At 44.1% G+C, this 16,224-nt stretch carries 14 protein-coding genes; 10 read left to right on the top strand and 4 right to left on the bottom strand.

The annotated features are described in order from the left end of the window. Positions 1-166: 166 nt before the first annotated feature. Positions 167-1,273 carry an MraY family glycosyltransferase gene (locus HMPREF0666_RS01015; protein WP_009010419.1) on the top strand — a complete coding sequence of 369 codons (1,107 nt, stop codon included), beginning with the start codon at positions 167-169 and terminating at the stop codon, positions 1,271-1,273. 333 nt (positions 1,274-1,606) lie between these two features. On the opposite strand, the gene HMPREF0666_RS01010 is transcribed toward HMPREF0666_RS01015, so the two are convergent. After that, a complete protein-coding gene (locus tag HMPREF0666_RS01010) occupies positions 1,607-2,056 on the bottom strand; it encodes a lipocalin-like domain-containing protein (RefSeq protein WP_009010418.1) in 450 nt (149 codons plus the stop codon). 34 nt (positions 2,057-2,090) lie between these two features. Continuing rightward, positions 2,091-3,686, bottom strand: coding sequence for a capsule assembly Wzi family protein (locus HMPREF0666_RS01005; protein ID WP_009010417.1), 1,596 nt, complete (start codon positions 3,684-3,686; stop codon positions 2,091-2,093). Between the two features lie 620 nt (positions 3,687-4,306). On the opposite strand from HMPREF0666_RS01005, the gene HMPREF0666_RS00995 reads away from it, so the two are divergent. Both HMPREF0666_RS00995 and HMPREF0666_RS00990 read left to right on the top strand, forming a co-directional pair. Beyond that, positions 4,307-4,510 (top strand): helix-turn-helix transcriptional regulator, encoded by a 204-nt coding sequence (locus HMPREF0666_RS00995; protein ID WP_042855817.1) that lies wholly within the window; start codon positions 4,307-4,309, stop codon positions 4,508-4,510. A gap of 409 nt (positions 4,511-4,919) precedes the next feature. Continuing rightward, positions 4,920-5,783, top strand: a complete 864-nt coding sequence (locus HMPREF0666_RS00990; protein ID WP_009010413.1) for a hypothetical protein — start codon at positions 4,920-4,922, stop codon at positions 5,781-5,783. 419 nt (positions 5,784-6,202) lie between these two features. Here HMPREF0666_RS00990 and HMPREF0666_RS00985 read toward each other — a convergent pair whose 3' ends face one another. Further along, complete coding sequence (locus HMPREF0666_RS00985; protein WP_009010412.1) at positions 6,203-6,721, bottom strand: histidine phosphatase family protein; 519 nt, start codon at positions 6,719-6,721, stop codon at positions 6,203-6,205. Between the two features lie 83 nt (positions 6,722-6,804). On the opposite strand from HMPREF0666_RS00985, the gene HMPREF0666_RS00980 reads away from it, so the two are divergent. Together HMPREF0666_RS00980 and HMPREF0666_RS00975 are read left to right on the top strand one after the other, a co-directional pair. Further along, positions 6,805-7,473, top strand: a complete 669-nt coding sequence (locus HMPREF0666_RS00980; RefSeq protein WP_009010411.1) for a DUF308 domain-containing protein — start codon at positions 6,805-6,807, stop codon at positions 7,471-7,473. Between the two features lie 3 nt (positions 7,474-7,476). After that, a complete protein-coding gene (locus tag HMPREF0666_RS00975; RefSeq protein ID WP_009010410.1) occupies positions 7,477-7,959 on the top strand; it encodes a methylated-DNA--[protein]-cysteine S-methyltransferase in 483 nt (160 codons plus the stop codon). Between the two features lie 58 nt (positions 7,960-8,017). Here HMPREF0666_RS00975 and HMPREF0666_RS00970 read toward each other — a convergent pair whose 3' ends face one another. Next, positions 8,018-8,257, bottom strand: coding sequence for a hypothetical protein (locus HMPREF0666_RS00970; RefSeq protein WP_009010409.1), 240 nt, complete (start codon positions 8,255-8,257; stop codon positions 8,018-8,020). 316 nt (positions 8,258-8,573) lie between these two features. Here HMPREF0666_RS00970 and HMPREF0666_RS18415 point away from each other — a divergent pair, with 316 nt between their 5' ends. The 5 genes from HMPREF0666_RS18415 (at position 8,574) to ettA (ending at position 15,916) form a co-directional block, all read left to right on the top strand. Beyond that, positions 8,574-8,702: a hypothetical protein gene (locus tag HMPREF0666_RS18415; RefSeq protein ID WP_009010408.1), complete on the top strand. Its 129-nt coding sequence runs from the start codon at positions 8,574-8,576 to the stop codon at positions 8,700-8,702. A 24-nt stretch (positions 8,703-8,726) separates the two neighbouring features. Beyond that, positions 8,727-11,588: a hypothetical protein gene (locus HMPREF0666_RS00965; protein ID WP_009010407.1), complete on the top strand. Its 2,862-nt coding sequence runs from the start codon at positions 8,727-8,729 to the stop codon at positions 11,586-11,588. A 1,647-nt stretch (positions 11,589-13,235) separates the two neighbouring features. Continuing rightward, positions 13,236-13,517 (top strand): KilA-N domain-containing protein, encoded by a 282-nt coding sequence (locus HMPREF0666_RS00955; protein ID WP_009010405.1) that lies wholly within the window; start codon positions 13,236-13,238, stop codon positions 13,515-13,517. A 238-nt stretch (positions 13,518-13,755) separates the two neighbouring features. Then, positions 13,756-14,010, top strand: a complete 255-nt coding sequence (locus HMPREF0666_RS00945) for a DUF3883 domain-containing protein (RefSeq protein ID WP_083822496.1) — start codon at positions 13,756-13,758, stop codon at positions 14,008-14,010. 208 nt (positions 14,011-14,218) lie between these two features. Next, positions 14,219-15,916: an energy-dependent translational throttle protein EttA gene (gene ettA, locus HMPREF0666_RS00940; protein ID WP_009010403.1), complete on the top strand. Its 1,698-nt coding sequence runs from the start codon at positions 14,219-14,221 to the stop codon at positions 15,914-15,916. Positions 15,917-16,224: the final 308 nt, after the last annotated feature.

The raw sequence follows: 16,224 nt of genomic DNA, 5'->3' as shown, positions 1-16,224 counted from the left end.
TACTCTTTAGCTACAAATGTACAAAAAGAAAATAACAAACTGCCATTCATGGTAAGAAGATTTCGTAAAAACAATTATTAGAAGAGATTTATTCTACTTTTTCTAATACTCGAATACAATATTATCACAATTATTGAGTTTTATTAAACACAAGATTACAAATGATATGTCGACATACACTTTAATCAGCTTCTTTGCTTTTGCCATGAGTGCAACCTGTGGTTTCGTTATGATACCACAGATACTCTCGTTTTGTAAAAAGAGGAAGTTATATGACACACCAGATGCCAGAAAAATACACAAGAATGCTATTCCACGCTTAGGGGGCGTCTCGTTCATGCCGAGTATGCTGGTGGCTACACTCGTGGCCCTGCTGACATGGGTTTATACCAGTAAAGGGAGTAAGATTGGGATTAGCCCGTGGAGCGTCTTCTTTGGCGTGGGTATCACCGTTATCTATATAACAGGTGTCTTGGACGACATCTTTGGCGTGAGGGCTAAGCTGAAACTTCTTGTACAGATAGCAGTTGCCAGTCTGTTGCCGATGTCCTATCTTTACATCAATAACCTATATGGTTTCTTGGGCATCTATGAGATACCAACGTTCGTGGGGATGGTGATCACCGTTGGAGTACTGGTCTTTATCATGAATGCTATCAATCTTATTGATGGCATCGACGGCCTTTCTGCCAGCTTGACGCTCATTGCCTTGTCGGGGCTTTTCTATGTTTTCCATCGCGAACATATATGGGTTTACTGCATCCTCATCGCTGGTTTGATGGGAGTCTTGGTGCCTTTCCTTTATCATAACATCTGGGGAAAGCAAGAGAAGAACCAAAAGATATTCATGGGCGACTCTGGTAGCTTGACGCTTGGCTATATCCTTGGCGTACTACTGATTAAGTTCTGTATGTATAACCCACATGTCATGCCTTATCAGAAGGGGGCTACACTCCTCTCCGTCACCTTACTTATCGTACCAACATTTGATGTTTTCAGGGTTATCATCGTACGATTATTGCATCACAAGCCGATTTTTAGGGCAGATAAGAACCATATCCACCATAAGTTGATACGTGCAGGACTGACTCAGCACCAGACGTTGATTAGTGTTATTGCACTGTCCTTTCTTTTCATAATCATCAATCTCTCGCTCTTCAATCACTTGCTTGTGACGTGGATTATAGCGATAGATGTCATTATCTATATCGCCTTCCATTACACACTCGACTCCTTTATCAGGAGAAGGGGTGGACTTCCTTTCACCGAATAAAGAGGAAGTAAAAAAGGTAAGAGACTAAAAAGCAAAGCAGCGTTATTAATATATACACAAAAGGCAGCCTTACACCTGCCTTTTGTTATTCGTATCCATAATGACTTAAAGCAATATCTTAAACAAGAACTACCCTTCTGCATAGCTTTCACACCGTATTACTTTGTTATGTGCTTGCGCCCCGCACCAATGGCGCGAAGCCTCCGCACATAACATGTTAGGCGTCAACACATCTATTAAAGAGGGATGGAACGTGTCATGAAGAGAGAGATAAGAACCCGAAGATGCCAATAACTCACATGACATCAATAGAGTTCAATAGACTGTAACCGCTTAGAATTTATCAAAGTAGAGCCTTACTGCCCCATCATTTAATATCATCTTTCGCCTGTCTATCTTCTCAATTCGGAACACTGGCGTAAGACTTTTAATGCCATAACGACCCAATGTCGCTTCGTAAGCAGTCAAGGGATGGTCGCCATTCTCACGGTCGAAGAGGTAAGGAGACGACAGTCTCAGTTGGTCGTTATCAATGCGAAAACGATAGAGATAGCTATTGATCTGTCCTGTCTTATCCTCCATCTGTAAGAGTTTGGCCTGAAACGACCAGAAGACAACCTGTTCACTCAAGTCCTCCGTTACTCCTGTACTGATCGTCTCGACACTGACTAAATGCCACATACCCTCTAATCTGCCAGCGTCGTTATCGGTCTCTAACGAACAAGAGGAGAGTAGCAACGTTAATAGAGGTAGGACGAAAGATAATATCTTTATTCTTTTCATTTTCATTTTTCTTACTTTATTCATAATCAGCAGACTACCGCTTTCCCAAGAGACCACGCTTCGCAATGGTCAATTGCAGTCCGTAGTTATTCCCATGGAGGATTGACCCAAAGTCGGCCCCAACCCCCATCCGCACATCAGTGTTGCGCATCCATGCTGGCAGTCGTTGCCCTCGTAGCGTGTAAGTGGCCTCCCCCATCAGGCTGACGTTGTGTCGTCTCTTCGTGTAAGGCTGTTCGTAAGTGCCCAAGCCCTCCTGCCATGTACCGAGGAAACGCCACTTGAAGCACTCAGAAGGGTGGCCGCTCATTCCTACATGGAAGCCCACAAAGCGGTTGTCCTTAAAGTATATGGTCCCATCCTCATTGTAGATAGGCGACCGATAGAGCGGGTTTCCCATCGCTTGGCCCCAATGTTGATAGCCAGGGAGGATATAATGGTTATAGTAGTTGTCCTTTCCTCCGATATGGTCGGCCACCGTTATGGTGTGATCATGGTATATCGGTCCACTCTGATACTTTGAGTAAAGATACTCAACGACGATGTTGTTCAGCCAGTTATCGGGTTTATAACGATATTCAAAGCCTAACATCCAGTCTTTGAAATCGTAGATCAGATAGCGACGTTGCTTCTTCTCCATCCACTCGCTACCCTCTCCATAGCCGTCATAGTCGAGCTGAAGCATGGCTGAATGGTCTTCGAAGAACTTATCGGCATAGAGGGAAAAACCGCTCCAGTCGCCATCATAGTTCAGACGCATCACCCAACTGCCTAACTGGTCGCCCTGTACATTCTGATAGGTGGTCTCGCCATTGTCGGCTCCACCTGGCAGAAAGGCATGCCAATAGGCTCGCAGTCCTTTCCCATTCTCTATCTTCTGCATACCGCCATGCCCATCAGAGAGATAAGAGGTACCACCGAAAAGGCTCACCATCTCCAATCCCATCTCTAATGACCACGGACAGAACACTTCTTCGTTACCTATCTTCAGATAGCCTGCCTTTGAATGATAGAGCACTCGGTCGGTATATTTCGACTGCTTAGCAGTGAAGTCGTGCTGCCAATTCTGGTCGGTTGTCATTCCGTAGGCGACGTGTCCTTTCATGTGCAACCAGCCGTTCGCAAACGGTAGTGTCCAATAGTCTGCCAGTGCCAAACGCACCTGTGGAACCGGGCGAGCATTGATTCCCAACGTTTGCGAGCCCGAACTGAGTTCATTATTCTTGAGTTCCATCGGCTCTTCCTTCGCTCCAATGGTCAGTGTTCCGTGCCACCATCGTCCCTCGACGTAGGCTTGCTGAATAATAGCCTTACTCGTATAGTTAATAGGCAGTACAACGTCTAAGCCATAGCCTAAGCCGAATTTCCGCCCCTCATCCGTCGTCAAAGGTCGCTCTATACCGCCCCGCACATAGCCGTTGGCCGTCTCCAGCGAACTCAGTCCGTATTTATTGGCATTGAGCCAGAGGGGTGTTCGACCTTTGGCAAGGCTCCCCTGCATCTCCACCTTATATTCTAAGCCCTTTAATGGCTGCAACCTTGACGTGTCACGACGTACGGGCTCTTGATACTGAGCCTGCATTGTCGATGCTATCAACACACCTATCAAGGTTGAAAGTAACTTCTTCATCATTATAAAAGTTAATATCAGCCACAAAGATAAGAAAAAAAGACGATTAACCAACTTAATTCTCTGTAAGTGAATACACATTATTATATTATAGACAACACGCCCGCTGAATGTAAATAATTAGCTATTATCCCGTATACCATTCTCTCGTGTATTCTGAATAGCAATGTATTAGAATGTTTTTAATAAAATACTGCAACGTAGATAATAAGCTTTCCGAACGTAAAAAGCAAAGTACTGCACCGTAGACAGTAAGTTTCACGAGTGCAAATAACACAAGTCCACAACAGCTCTCAGCGTTTTCTCCTTCACCAAAGACGCCGTTGTCGTCGAATTATTATCATGAAAATAATTATTTATTATCATGAAAAAAATATTTTTCTTCATGAAAAGAAATTCCAGAACGGCCTCTTCTGAATACTGCCGTTCAATGACCACACTATCCATTCGCCCTCCTTTAGCATCCAAAAAGCCACTTACAGGACCCGCAACCACGCTGTTTTACACCCCTTTTTATAGTCGAAAGCATATAAAAACACTGTTTTCTTGCTTTTTTATATTCGTTATGATATAATTTAAGGAAAAACTTGTACCTTTACATCCGAAGTAATATAATTAATATGGAACGAACTAAATTATCGATGGTTGTCAAGGCCTTGCGTAAAGAATATGGACTTACACAAGAAGACCTTGCCATGAAGTCTGGTGTAGGACTGTGCTTTGTTCGCAATTTAGAGCAAGGAAAACAAACGCTAAAGATGGATAAGGTGAACCAGCTCCTCGATTTGTTTAACTACGAACTTACGCCAACCAAGAAACAATGAAACAAGCAGAAATCTACCGAAAAGGCCTCTTTGCTGGTATTCTGACAGAAGATGACGGTGAATACCGATTCTGTTATGTTGAGATAGCGTTCGTAAAGTGACTCCATTAAAACTAACCTCCCTTTCATTGCCGACATCTTTCATAGGCAAACAGCTAACTTGTTTACATACGATTAGACGGAGAAGTGAAAGATGACGGCAGCTTTATATTAAAACTAAACACTATAATAAGGTAGAAAAATAACACCTTTCTATCGCACTAAACACATGTTTAGGGAAAATCCCCCACCATGTAGGGGAAATCCTTTTCATAGTCGTTTTTTTATTTGTTCCTTTGCATCATGAAAGTTGGGGGATGCTTCTCGAAGCACTCCAAGACTTGAATAAGAACTTAATAAAGGTAACGATTATGAGAAAGATAGTACTAACCCTCATCGCATCGTTCATAGTCAGCATTGCAACAACAAGTGCAATGAGTTATGAGCAGGCTCGAATACAAGCACTCTTTCTAACAGATAAGATGGCTTACGAGCTAAATCTGACAGAAGCACAATATGAGGCTGCCTACGAGATAAACCTCGACTACCTCATGAGTGTTAATACTGTTGACGACCTCTACGGCATTTACTGGTCGCATCGCAACGTCGACTTGAGCTATATACTCTATGATTGGCAATATCGGGCATTCATCGATGCACCTTATTTCTACCGTCCTTTGAGATGGGACGGAGGCTACTGGAGATTCGGAGTCTACGCTCGCTATCCAAGACGTGACTACTACTATTTCGGACGACCAGCGTTCTATAACGTTTACAATGGCGCACATAGCTGGCGTATGAACGGTGGACGAAGCTGGTATAACGGTAGAGAAATATTCTACGGACGTGATAGTCGATTCGGAATGAGGGACAACTACTTACGTGGCGACTACTATAGAGGAGGTAACTACTACTATAATAATGGGCCAACGTACCAGAATGACCGTCCAAGAAGCTTCGGTAATCAACAGCGATGGAACTTTGATGGACCTCGAAACAACGAGTACTATGCCCCACGAGGGAGTTCGACACGTACGACGGTGACACAACCTAACTACGGTAACAGTTTCGGTGGCAACAGAAGCTTTGGTGGTGCAACAAGAAGCACTGAGCCAAGTCGATCATTCAGTGCGCCAAGCAACAGCTTTGGTGGCGGAAGTCCTTCCTTCGGTGGAAGCCGTTCAAATGGCGGAAACATATCAAATGGAGGTAGTTCTTTCGGTGGACATAGATAAAGATAATAATAAATAGACATTGATTTAATCAGGTTTAAATACTAAGCACTAAGATAAAAGGTTTAAGGTTAGACGTTTTAAGGTATTAAGATTGTAAAGCAGTTAGCAAACCAATGAGTATAGACTGCATTCAGACCAAATTAGAGATGTAACAAAAAAGAGAGTTATTTAAATGAAGAAGAAGAGGAGTTTCACGTGATGTGAAGCTCCTTTTCGCTTTTGGTGTATTGGCCTTATTAGCCCAATAAGGCCCATCAGCCCAATAAGATTATTAGCCTTATAAGGCCTATAAGCCCCATCAGCCTTATAAGATTATTAGCCTCATCAGCCCAATATGGCCCATTAGCCCAATAAGATTATTAGCCTTATAAGGCCTATAAGCCCCATCAGCCCTATAAGATTATTAGCCCAATGAGGCCCTATAACTCCAATCTCCTCACCTCAGCATTGCCCATTGGCCTCAACTCATTCATCGGCTTGTCATAATAAACGCTTTGGATAGCTTTATTGATGATACCATGTCCCACGGCAACCACCCTCTTTCCTGCATATTCCTGCCCTACCCATGCAAGGAACTCCTTAGCACGAGCCTTCAAGGCGTCCAAGCTCTCGATGTCATCGGGCCATTGAGTGGGGTCATTGAGATTAGCCAAACCGGGAATATACTTGCCTGTAAACGACCCCCAATCACGCTCTCGCAACAGCGGAGTAGTCGCAACTACCTGCCCATGCGGTGCCGCTATCAGTTCACAAGTATGGATACTTCGCCGTAAGTCGCTTGACACAAAAGCATCAATCGGCTCATCCTTCAATTGCTCTGCAAGCTCTTTCGCCTGTTGAACACCCTTCTCATTCAGCTCACCAGGCGTCTGCCCCTGCATAATATGATTGGCATTATCTACCGTCTCACCATGTCTAACAAGATACAATATCGTCATAACATCTTCATTCTTACTGCAAAAATAATAAAAAGTCAGGTAGTTAACCCTTGAAATAAGGATTATTTTGTATTTTTGTAACCATGAAAGTACTTCAAATCTCAGCCGTAAGGGCTATTATCGTATTAGTGACTGGGTTCCTCCTCGTCAAGTATCGCGAAGATACTATGACTTGGATGACCATCACCGTGGGTGTGCTCTTCCTCATCTCAGGACTCGTCGCATGTATGCTCTACTACTTTGAAAAGGAGAAAGTGGCCAAGAAGACTGCCAAGGCTGCACTCCAAGAGGGTCAACAAGAGGAAGAAGACCTCAAGTCACCCTCCTTCCCTATTGCGGGCGTGGGTAGTATCGTCTTGGGTATTATCCTTGCTGTCATGCCCAACACATTCACTACTTGGATGGTGTATATCCTCTCTGCACTGCTTATCCTTGGTGCTGTCAACCAGTTTATGAACCTTGCTCGCTCGCGCCAGTACGCCCGTGTCCCCGTGTACATGTGGGTCTTCCCTACTATCAGTATGGTTGTTGCCATCTTACTAATCAGTAGACCGATAGAAACTGACGCTCTCTTCTTCACACTAAAGGTTATTGGATGGGCCTTTATGTACTATGGCGTCTTAGAGTTCGTACTGATTATCCGCATGTATCTTGTCCGCAAAGCCTACGATAAGGCTGAGGCTGCAAAGGTTGTGACAGGCGACAAGATGGTTACTGACGGCATAGAGGATGCTGAGGTAGTTGAGGAATAATCCATGTACTACTGCCGCTACTCTTCACCCCTCGGCAATCTGTTGATTGCTGGGGCGGAGGATGCTGTCGTCTATTGCCTCTGGGAAGAGACAATTGACGAACGAATGATGGCTACATGGGAGGAGGATAAGTCGGAGAAAAGCACTGCGCTGACTGAGACCTGCCGCCAACTAACAGAATACTTTGCTGGTACTCGCAAGGTGTTCCGCCTTCCCTTGCGCCTAAACGGTACTCCCTTTCAGCGCCTTACATGGTTGGGGCTACAACAGATCCCCTACGGTGAGACCCTCTCCTACGCTGATTTAGCAAGACGAACAGGCCATCCAAAGGCCGTACGTGCCATTGGCAATGCCAACCACCACAATCCTTTAATGCTCATCATCCCCTGCCATAGGGTCATCACAAGTAACGGAGAGATAGGTGGTTACGCTGGTGGAACGGCCCGAAAAGCCTGGTTATTAGAAAAAGAAAAGCTGAACAAGTAACCACCCCTTATCTGTCAATAAATTTATTAGCACATACTTCTCCCATAACCCCTAATCTTCAATAAACTTTTAGCAGCTTAGTAAGACCATTACAAGTAGGTGCCTTCCTAAGGTGTTTACTATTGCCTTCATTGTCAACCGACGCTTTTTCTGCAAGTACCATTCCCTTTCCACCCATTACCATGTGACACTTGCAACCCAAACATACCTTTCCCATCTTCTTTATCCAATGCGCTTTTGAGCCTACATCAGACTTAACAGCTTCTTTGATAACGGCTTCTCTTCGTAGCTTCAACATCCTCGTGTACGTTACTCTCACTGGTGCTGCAATAAAAAAAGTTAAATAAATAAGATAAATGAGTATTAATTACAATATTCTTTATAATTTTGCAACAATTATAAATATCATAGGTAAAAAGATTGAATAGCATTGAGTAACGACGTGTTAAGTCTTATCTTATTAGGAATAAGGCGATAAACACATGACCACTACTTTCTGTCTTATTTTTTTCAAAGCCCACATCTCTGTGGGTCAAGATTATTTTATCAAAAAATGAGAACAATAAAACGAAAAACAAAACTATCTGAAACCGACTGTATCGGTATGTAATGTCATGGAGGAAAGCTATATCTTGGCCACAAGCCCTAATGTACGCCTTGGAGGGAATACTGGTCAAAACATCACAATAGAACCTCTAAAGCCAGCAACAGGCGATAATGATGATGAATATGTTGGAGAATAAACAAAAGAAAATTAACTAAGAATAATGAAGAAGATATTTTTTTATCATGCACTCTCTGCTTTGTTCGTTGGCGGTATGACCTTGTCAGCTGTCTCTTGTGCGGACGATGACTTAGGAGAGAACACCAACAATGGTGACAAGGGTGCTGTTGTTCAATTTAACGTAGGTGATGCACAGGAAGAAGCACTTACTCATGGAGGAGCAATGACACGTGGAGCTATCACCCCAAACCTGACTAATAAAGACCTTGACAGTCATAAGTTAGACGTACAAGGTAATGGAAACCTCAACGTATGTTTGATTGAGACGACTGTAGAGGGTGTTAACCCTGTAAAGAAAGAACCAAGCACTCGTGCTAATATTACCACCATGTCGAACCTTGGTAATTTCTCATCTACGGGCCTTCGTAGCAACAATGAGAATACAATTGGTAGTAGTTGGTTCGCTGAAAAGACTACTGCTAAGGATGGTACTATCACACCTTCTATCCCATGGTCATGGTTGCAACGCTACGCTCGGTTCTATGCTGTCTACCCAGAGACGACGAACAGAAACAATAAAATCACTGTTTCATCCCAGCCAACAGCTACCTCTGCGCCCATCATAGAGTTTGAAGTAAATCCTGATGTGGCTCAGCAGGTAGATCTTATGACTGCTTGTACAGGCAAAGTAACATACGCTACACAATATCAGGCTCCAAGAAGTGACCTTAAGTTCCGTCATGCGTTAACAGCCATACGCTTTGCTGTTGGTCAAGACCTTTCGTTCAATAAGACGATTAAGAAGATATCTATTAACAATGTACTGACGAAGAGTAAGTACAAGCTCCCTTACGAGCCAGGAGACAACAGTGCTGAATGGGACAATACAGCGTTCCCTAACAAACGAGGAACAGTAACACTTGACGGACTAAACTATAAGACTAATGAGAACCCTAATAGTATTATCAGAAATCAAACGACATATAAGAATGCTGATGAGCGTGACCTCACAAAGTTAAATGATGGTTACACATTCTATATGATACCACAGAAACTTGATGGTAACAACGTGACTGCTGATATCTATTTTACTGATAACACAACTATTCATGTCACTCTCAAAGGTTCATGGGCTGCAGGTACAACACGCACATACAAGTTGAGCGACAAAAACTCCAATTGGGAGTATGTACTTACCGCTGATGGTCCTTCTGCTGCTGGCTTCTCTGACACACAGACTGATGCCTTCACCATACAGAGCTACCGCCATGCAAATGGTAGCCAGAACGTACCTATTCCATGGGAGGTTGTAGGATACAGCGAAGATAACGGTAATACATGGACTACTAATAAGCCTGCATGGCTACGTAGTCTTAGTAAGGAACGTAGCAATGGAAGCGTTGTACCAGAGCAAGGTACTGCTACCCTCATCCCTGCTCAGCCTATCGACTTGCTTGCTGCACGCAATAACGAGCTGAAAAACGCAGGTTTATTAGGAACAAAAGAAAAACCTTATAACCTCTCAAACAAGACTGGTGGGGCAGCTGTAGAGAACACAGCCAACTGCTATGTCATATCTGCTCCAGGATATTATATGCTTCCATTGGTGTATGGTAACGCCATTAAGGGTGGTGCTACTAATAGTAGTGCATATAAGATGACTGTTCAAGGTAATAGTAATACCCTTACTGAGCTAAGAGATCAAGAAGGTAATCCTATTACTGACCCATGGATTGAAAAGACAAATAATGGTGCGAATAAAACTATTGATAAGGCTTGGGTCCTATGGTCTGACGAGAGTAATCTTATTAAAGTTGATGGTAATGGACTTGAACGTGCTTCTGATGGCAACCTCTATATAAAGTTTCAAGTGCCAGAGAATGGCATCAAGAGTGGTAATGCAGTTATAGCTGTTAGAAGATCTATCCAGAGGTTTAGGGAAGAAAATCGACAAGTAGGACGTAGAATAGTAAAGGTTAAAGTTCCTTATACAGTTTATCAAACCCTGTGGTCTTGGCATCTGTGGTTTGCACCAAAGAATGCACTTGACAAGATTGCTGTTACCAACAAGCAAGGAAATACTTATAAGTTTACTAATGAGGCTTTAGGTTGGAAGCCAACAGCTTGGCAAGGAACCCCTTACCAAAGTCCACGTACCATAAAAGTAAAGGTAAAGCAGACTATAGGTAAGAAGAAAGAAGCAGTAATAACAATTACTCAGTTGCCTGGTACATCATCAAGAACAGGATATACAACCCAGTATCAGTGGGGTCGTAAGGACGCTTTCCCTGGTAAGAGCGGACAGCCTGCTCAAGGAACAATTAACTGGAATGCTGGAAGCGATATGTACATACAGACTATCCTCCAGAACCCACAAAACTATTATACAGCAGGGTATAATGGTGACGGCTCACTGAATGCAAATACAGCCTTTGCCACATATTATACCTCTTACAATTTGTGGTCAATGAATAATACAGCTGTGTATGCAGAAAATACAGCAAACAGCAAGCCCGTTGTCAAGACTATTTACGATCCATGTCCTGTTGGGTTTAGCGTACCAGCTAATGATGCTTTCACAGGCTTCACACAGACTGGTTTGAATGGAGGAACCATGAACGTGAATGGTACAGGTAATACACAGACCTATAAGAATAACTTCGGTCATAACTTCTGGACCAATAACGACAAGACTGAAACTATCTTCTTCCCTGCTGCTGGATTTAGAGAAGCTACGGATGGCGGCACATTGAGTCGTTATGGAGAGTTTGGTGATTATTGGACAGCGACTCCTAATACCGATCACAATGGCTGTGTTATGGGCTTCGATGTCAACTCTGTTCATCCACTTTACCGCAACACTCGTACCTACGGCTTTGCTGTTCGCCCTGTTGCAGAGGAATAACATGAAGGTTACAGAGCAAGCAGTCTAATGCTGTACTTGCTATAGTTTACTTGAATAAGCTGTATCAAATTAGGTTGAGCCCTATTTTGATGCAGCTTTTTTCGTACGCTCTACTTCACAGACCATAAAGGTTAGGAAAGAGATATTAGCTCTTATTGGTTATGAAAAGTCTTTACATAGAATCTTGTTATATTCGTTCTTGGGGGATGAATATGAGAGCTGAGACAGGTCATAATAACCATCAGTAAATCAAGGTGTTATAAGATAGACAAAAGAAGGGCCTTTTCAAGCATCAAGAAGGACGTCTTCTTGACCCTTGAAGGGCATGTTCTCGAATGGTGAAGGGCATCTTCTTGCTACAAGTTGGGCCTTTCCTCTAAAAGAGAGGAGATTGATTAGCGAAATATCCTGACAATCTCTAAAGAAACAATCAGCATTCTTTTTCTCACAGAAATGTATTCTATTTCTCAAGAAATGCATTCTTTTCTCACAGAGAGTAAGTTATTTTTCTCACAGAGGGTGCGTTATTTTTTCACAGAGGGTACGTTCTATTTCTCACAGATTTACACAGAAGAACAGATTTCACAAAGCTTCACAGAGACATTAAGTCAACCGAGTTCACAGAACCTTACAGCTAATGTTAGTTGAAAGGCCTCTGTGACCTCTGTATGCCGAAGGCCTTCTGTGGGCTCGAAACGTGCGCAAAAAGGCTCTGTTAACTCTGTGAGCTCTGTGAGAGAAAGAACTACCCAAGAACTCTCAAGCGCCCTTTCTCTTACAGTGGGTGCGTTCTATTTCTCACAGAATAACACAGAAGAACAGAACACGCAGGGTTCAAAGCAAGTAGTGGCCCCTCCCCCTTCCCCTCCCCCGAAGGGAAGGGGAGTGATCACCGAGATACCCCTATAAAAAGGATGTAGGCTTCGTTATGTCCCTTAATGGCTGTCTTGTAGGGGTAACCTCACATATTACGCCCCTCCCTGCGGGGGAGGGGTTGGGGAGGGGCCACCTCCTCATGGGTTCGAACAGTACGCCAAAAGGTTCTGTTGGATCTGTGAGTTCTGTGAGAGATAAACCTCCCCAGCAAATCTCATAGGCAATATCTCATAGAGTGGGTGCGTTCTATTTCTCACAGAATAACACAGAAGAACAGAACATACAGGGTTTCACAGAGACATTAAGTCAACCGAATTCACAGAACCTTACAGCCAACAGAGGCCTCACCCCCGGCCCCTCTCCGAATGAAGAGACGAGTGATCACCGAGATACCCCTACACGATTTCCGTATATTTAGCAGCCCATCTCCGTATTATAAGGATGCCTACCACTTTCCTATCTAATGCTTAGCATGCACACTTTCGAGTTCTCCCACCATGTGTCCAAACGGTTCTGAGTTTCTTAAAAGAGGCTAATAATAATCAGAATATCAACCAGTTAAAACACCGAATAACGACAGTATGTTATCTTATTGCCAATTTTGATGACATCTTTCACTACCTTGCTGCGATAGAGACATCACTCATCAGTCCACTTTAAGTATATCAAAAGGCCACGTAAAGAGCCTCCGAGTGATTCTTTCCCCTTTTCTTCTTTCGTCTTGCAGAATTTATACTATCTTTGCAGATATATTCGTTAAATAACAATACTATGGTAAAGAAAGGTGAAATCTACGTCAAAGAAGCGGTCATTAGGACGATGACGAAGGACGGAATTGACTATATTTGTATTACGGATATAGCCCGACAGAAGAACGCCGTAGAGCCTAAAGACGTCGTTAAAAACTGGATGCGACAAAAGAACACACTTGAGTATTTAGGCTTGTGGGAGAAGCTTAATAACCCAAACTTCAAAGGGGTCGAATTCAACCCCTTATTATCAGAGGCTGGCAGCAACTCCTTTACGATGAGTCCAAGTAGGTGGGTGGAGTAAGTAAAGTAGGTATTTTAGTTTACTTTATGATGTCATGAAGAGCATTGGTAGGCCAAACAACTCTTTTAAGGGAGTAAAAGGCGTAGATTGTTTTAGGTTAAAACAATTGAACAACAGTCTTGGCTTGCAAGGAGAATCTTGGGTTATGGCATACGAAAAAGACCGTTTGGGAAAGTTGGGTATTAACTTTAACGTTAAACACTCGTCCGTTCTTGAAGGCGATGGCATAGGTTAAGATATACTTTCCGTCGAAGATGACGGGAAGACACCAAGGTATATAGAAGTGAAGACAACGACGGATAGCATGAATAACCCATTCTACTTCAGTGCTACAGAAATGCGTTTTAGTAGGGAGCATAAGGAACATTACTACTTATATCGTGTTTATACCTTAAAGCAATCAGGCCAACAAGCAGATGTTACATTACTGCATGGCAGTTTAGAAGAACTTAGTGCTGACCCCATCTGTTACCAGGCTAAGGTCGAGCTATAATCCCTTAGTATGTCATTCTGTCATTCTGTCTCTCCCTGTCCACCTGTTACTCTGTCTTTCATCGCCCCACTCGTCCTCCCTGTCCACCTGTTACTCTGTCTTAAACCACCCCACCCTCCCATCTACTTTATCCTTTTCTTATTCTGTCTCTATTTGCCAATATGAATTATTTTAGTTATCTTTGCCTACAAAACAAACGTAAGACATAATGGCAACAGTAGACGACAAGAAGATTATCTTCTCAATGGTTGGGGTCTCAAAGATTATCCCACAGAACCAAAAACAGATTCTGAAGAACATTTACCTATCGTTCTTTTATGGCGCAAAGATAGGTATCATCGGTCTTAACGGCGCAGGTAAGTCTACGCTAATGAAGACTATAGCAGGCTTAGTAGAGCCTACTCAGGGCGAAGTAGTGTGGAGTCCGGGTTATACCGTGGGTTATCTGCCACAGGACCCACCGCTTGATGAGGCCAAGACCGTCAAAGAGAATGTCATGGAAGGGGTGCAGCATATCTATGATGCACTAAAGGAATATGACGACATCAATGTGAAGTTCGGTATGGAGGAGTATTACTCTGATGCTGACAAGATGGACAAACTGATGCAGCGACAGGCTGAGTTGCAGGATATCATCGATGCTACAGACGCTTGGAACATAGACTCTCGACTCGAGAGGGCCATGGATGCGCTGCGATGCCCTAAGGGTGACCTCCCTGTAACGAACCTTTCTGGCGGCGAGCGACGCCGTGTTGCACTCTGCCGCTTGCTCCTTCAGAAGCCAGACGTGCTATTGCTCGATGAGCCAACCAACCACCTTGATGCCGAGAGTATTGACTGGTTGGAGCAACACCTACAGCAGTATGAGGGAACAGTCATTGCTGTAACGCACGACCGATACTTCTTAGACGATGTTAGCGAGTGGATTCTTGAACTCGACCGAGGTGAGGGTATCCCATGGAAGGGCAACTACTCCTCATGGCTCGACCAAAAGACAAAGCGCATGGAGCAGGAGGAGAAGTCGGCTTCGAAGCGTCGCAAGACCTTAGAACGTGAGTTGGAATGGGTGCGCATGGCCCCGAAGGCGCGTCAAGCCAAGGGTAAGGCCCGTCTGAACTCATACGAGCAGATGCTCAACGAGGAGCAGAAGCAGCGTGAAGAGAAGCTCGAGATCTTCATCCCTAACGGTCCTCGTCTGGGCAACAAGGTCATCGAGGCACAGCATGTGAAGAAGGCTTTTGGCGAGAAGGTGCTCTTCAACGACCTCAATTTCATGCTTCCTCCTAACGGTATCGTGGGTATTATCGGTCCTAACGGAGCTGGTAAGACAACGCTCTTCCGCCTTATCATGGGCTTAGAACAGGCCGATGGCGGTACGTTCGAGGTGGGCGAAACAGTTAAATTAGCATACGTCGACCAGCAGCATAAGGATATCGACCCAAACAAGACGGTGTATGACGTAGTGTCACAGGGCAACGACACCATCCGCATGGGTGGTCGTGACATCAACTCACGTGCCTATCTCTCACGCTTCAACTTCTCTGGAACCGACCAAAGTAAGCTTTGTTCAGTCCTCTCAGGAGGTGAGCGCAACCGCTTGCAGTTGGCTATGGCATTGAAACAAGAGGGTAACGTCCTCCTTCTCGACGAGCCTACTAACGACATCGACGTAAACACGTTGCGTGCTTTGGAGGAGGGTCTTGAAGCCTTCGCAGGCTGTGCAGTAGTCATCAGCCACGACCGCTGGTTTCTTGACCGTATCTGTACGCATATCCTTGCATTTGAGGGTAACGGTGAGGTAGTATTCTTCGAGGGTGGTTTCTCCGATTATGAAATCAATAAAGCACGCCGCCTTGGTAACGAGGAGATTAAGAAGGGACGCTACAGAAAACTGATGGAAGAGTAGATATCCCCATCTCGACACAAGCAGCGAAGGAGGGGTAACCTCGATGATCACTCCCCTCTCCATTTGGAGAGGGGCTGGGGGTGAGGCTTCTGTTGGCTGTAACGTTCTGTGTTATCGGTTGACTTAATGTCTCTGTATACCATTGTGTGTTCTGTTCTTCTGTGTAATTCTGTGAGAAAGAGAACGCACCCTCAATGAGAAAAGGGACGCTTGAGACTTGCTGGGGAGTCTTTTCTCTCACAGAAGACATTTCATTCTCTCATGTTGGATATTTTTTCTCTTCACAGAGCGCACAGAGTTTACGGAGC

The sequence above is a fragment of the Prevotella sp. C561 genome (genome assembly GCF_000224595.1).
Lineage (GTDB): Bacteria > Bacteroidota > Bacteroidia > Bacteroidales > Bacteroidaceae > Prevotella > Prevotella jejuni.
This window is presented reverse-complemented; position numbering and strand designations above follow the sequence as displayed.

Excerpts from the sequence above, each read along its gene's own strand:
- HMPREF0666_RS01015 (WP_009010419.1), top strand. The coding sequence starts at position 167 with ATGTCGACATACACTTTAATCAGCTTCTTTGCTTTTGCCATGAGTGCA.
- HMPREF0666_RS00965 (WP_009010407.1), top strand. The coding sequence starts at position 8,727 with ATGAAGAAGATATTTTTTTATCATGCACTCTCTGCTTTGTTCGTTGGC.
- HMPREF0666_RS00995 (WP_042855817.1), top strand. The coding sequence starts at position 4,307 with ATGGAACGAACTAAATTATCGATGGTTGTCAAGGCCTTGCGTAAAGAA.
- HMPREF0666_RS00980 (WP_009010411.1), top strand. The coding sequence starts at position 6,805 with ATGAAAGTACTTCAAATCTCAGCCGTAAGGGCTATTATCGTATTAGTG.
- HMPREF0666_RS01010 (WP_009010418.1), bottom strand. The coding sequence starts at position 2,056 with ATGAAAAGAATAAAGATATTATCTTTCGTCCTACCTCTATTAACGTTG.
- HMPREF0666_RS00990 (WP_009010413.1), top strand. The coding sequence starts at position 4,920 with ATGAGAAAGATAGTACTAACCCTCATCGCATCGTTCATAGTCAGCATT.
- HMPREF0666_RS00975 (WP_009010410.1), top strand. The coding sequence starts at position 7,477 with ATGTACTACTGCCGCTACTCTTCACCCCTCGGCAATCTGTTGATTGCT.
- HMPREF0666_RS00985 (WP_009010412.1), bottom strand. The coding sequence starts at position 6,721 with ATGACGATATTGTATCTTGTTAGACATGGTGAGACGGTAGATAATGCC.
- ettA (WP_009010403.1), top strand. The coding sequence starts at position 14,219 with ATGGCAACAGTAGACGACAAGAAGATTATCTTCTCAATGGTTGGGGTC.
- HMPREF0666_RS01005 (WP_009010417.1), bottom strand. The coding sequence starts at position 3,686 with ATGAAGAAGTTACTTTCAACCTTGATAGGTGTGTTGATAGCATCGACA.
- HMPREF0666_RS00970 (WP_009010409.1), bottom strand. The coding sequence starts at position 8,257 with ATGTTGAAGCTACGAAGAGAAGCCGTTATCAAAGAAGCTGTTAAGTCT.
- HMPREF0666_RS00955 (WP_009010405.1), top strand. The coding sequence starts at position 13,236 with ATGGTAAAGAAAGGTGAAATCTACGTCAAAGAAGCGGTCATTAGGACG.
- HMPREF0666_RS18415 (WP_009010408.1), top strand. The coding sequence starts at position 8,574 with ATGGAGGAAAGCTATATCTTGGCCACAAGCCCTAATGTACGCCTTGGA.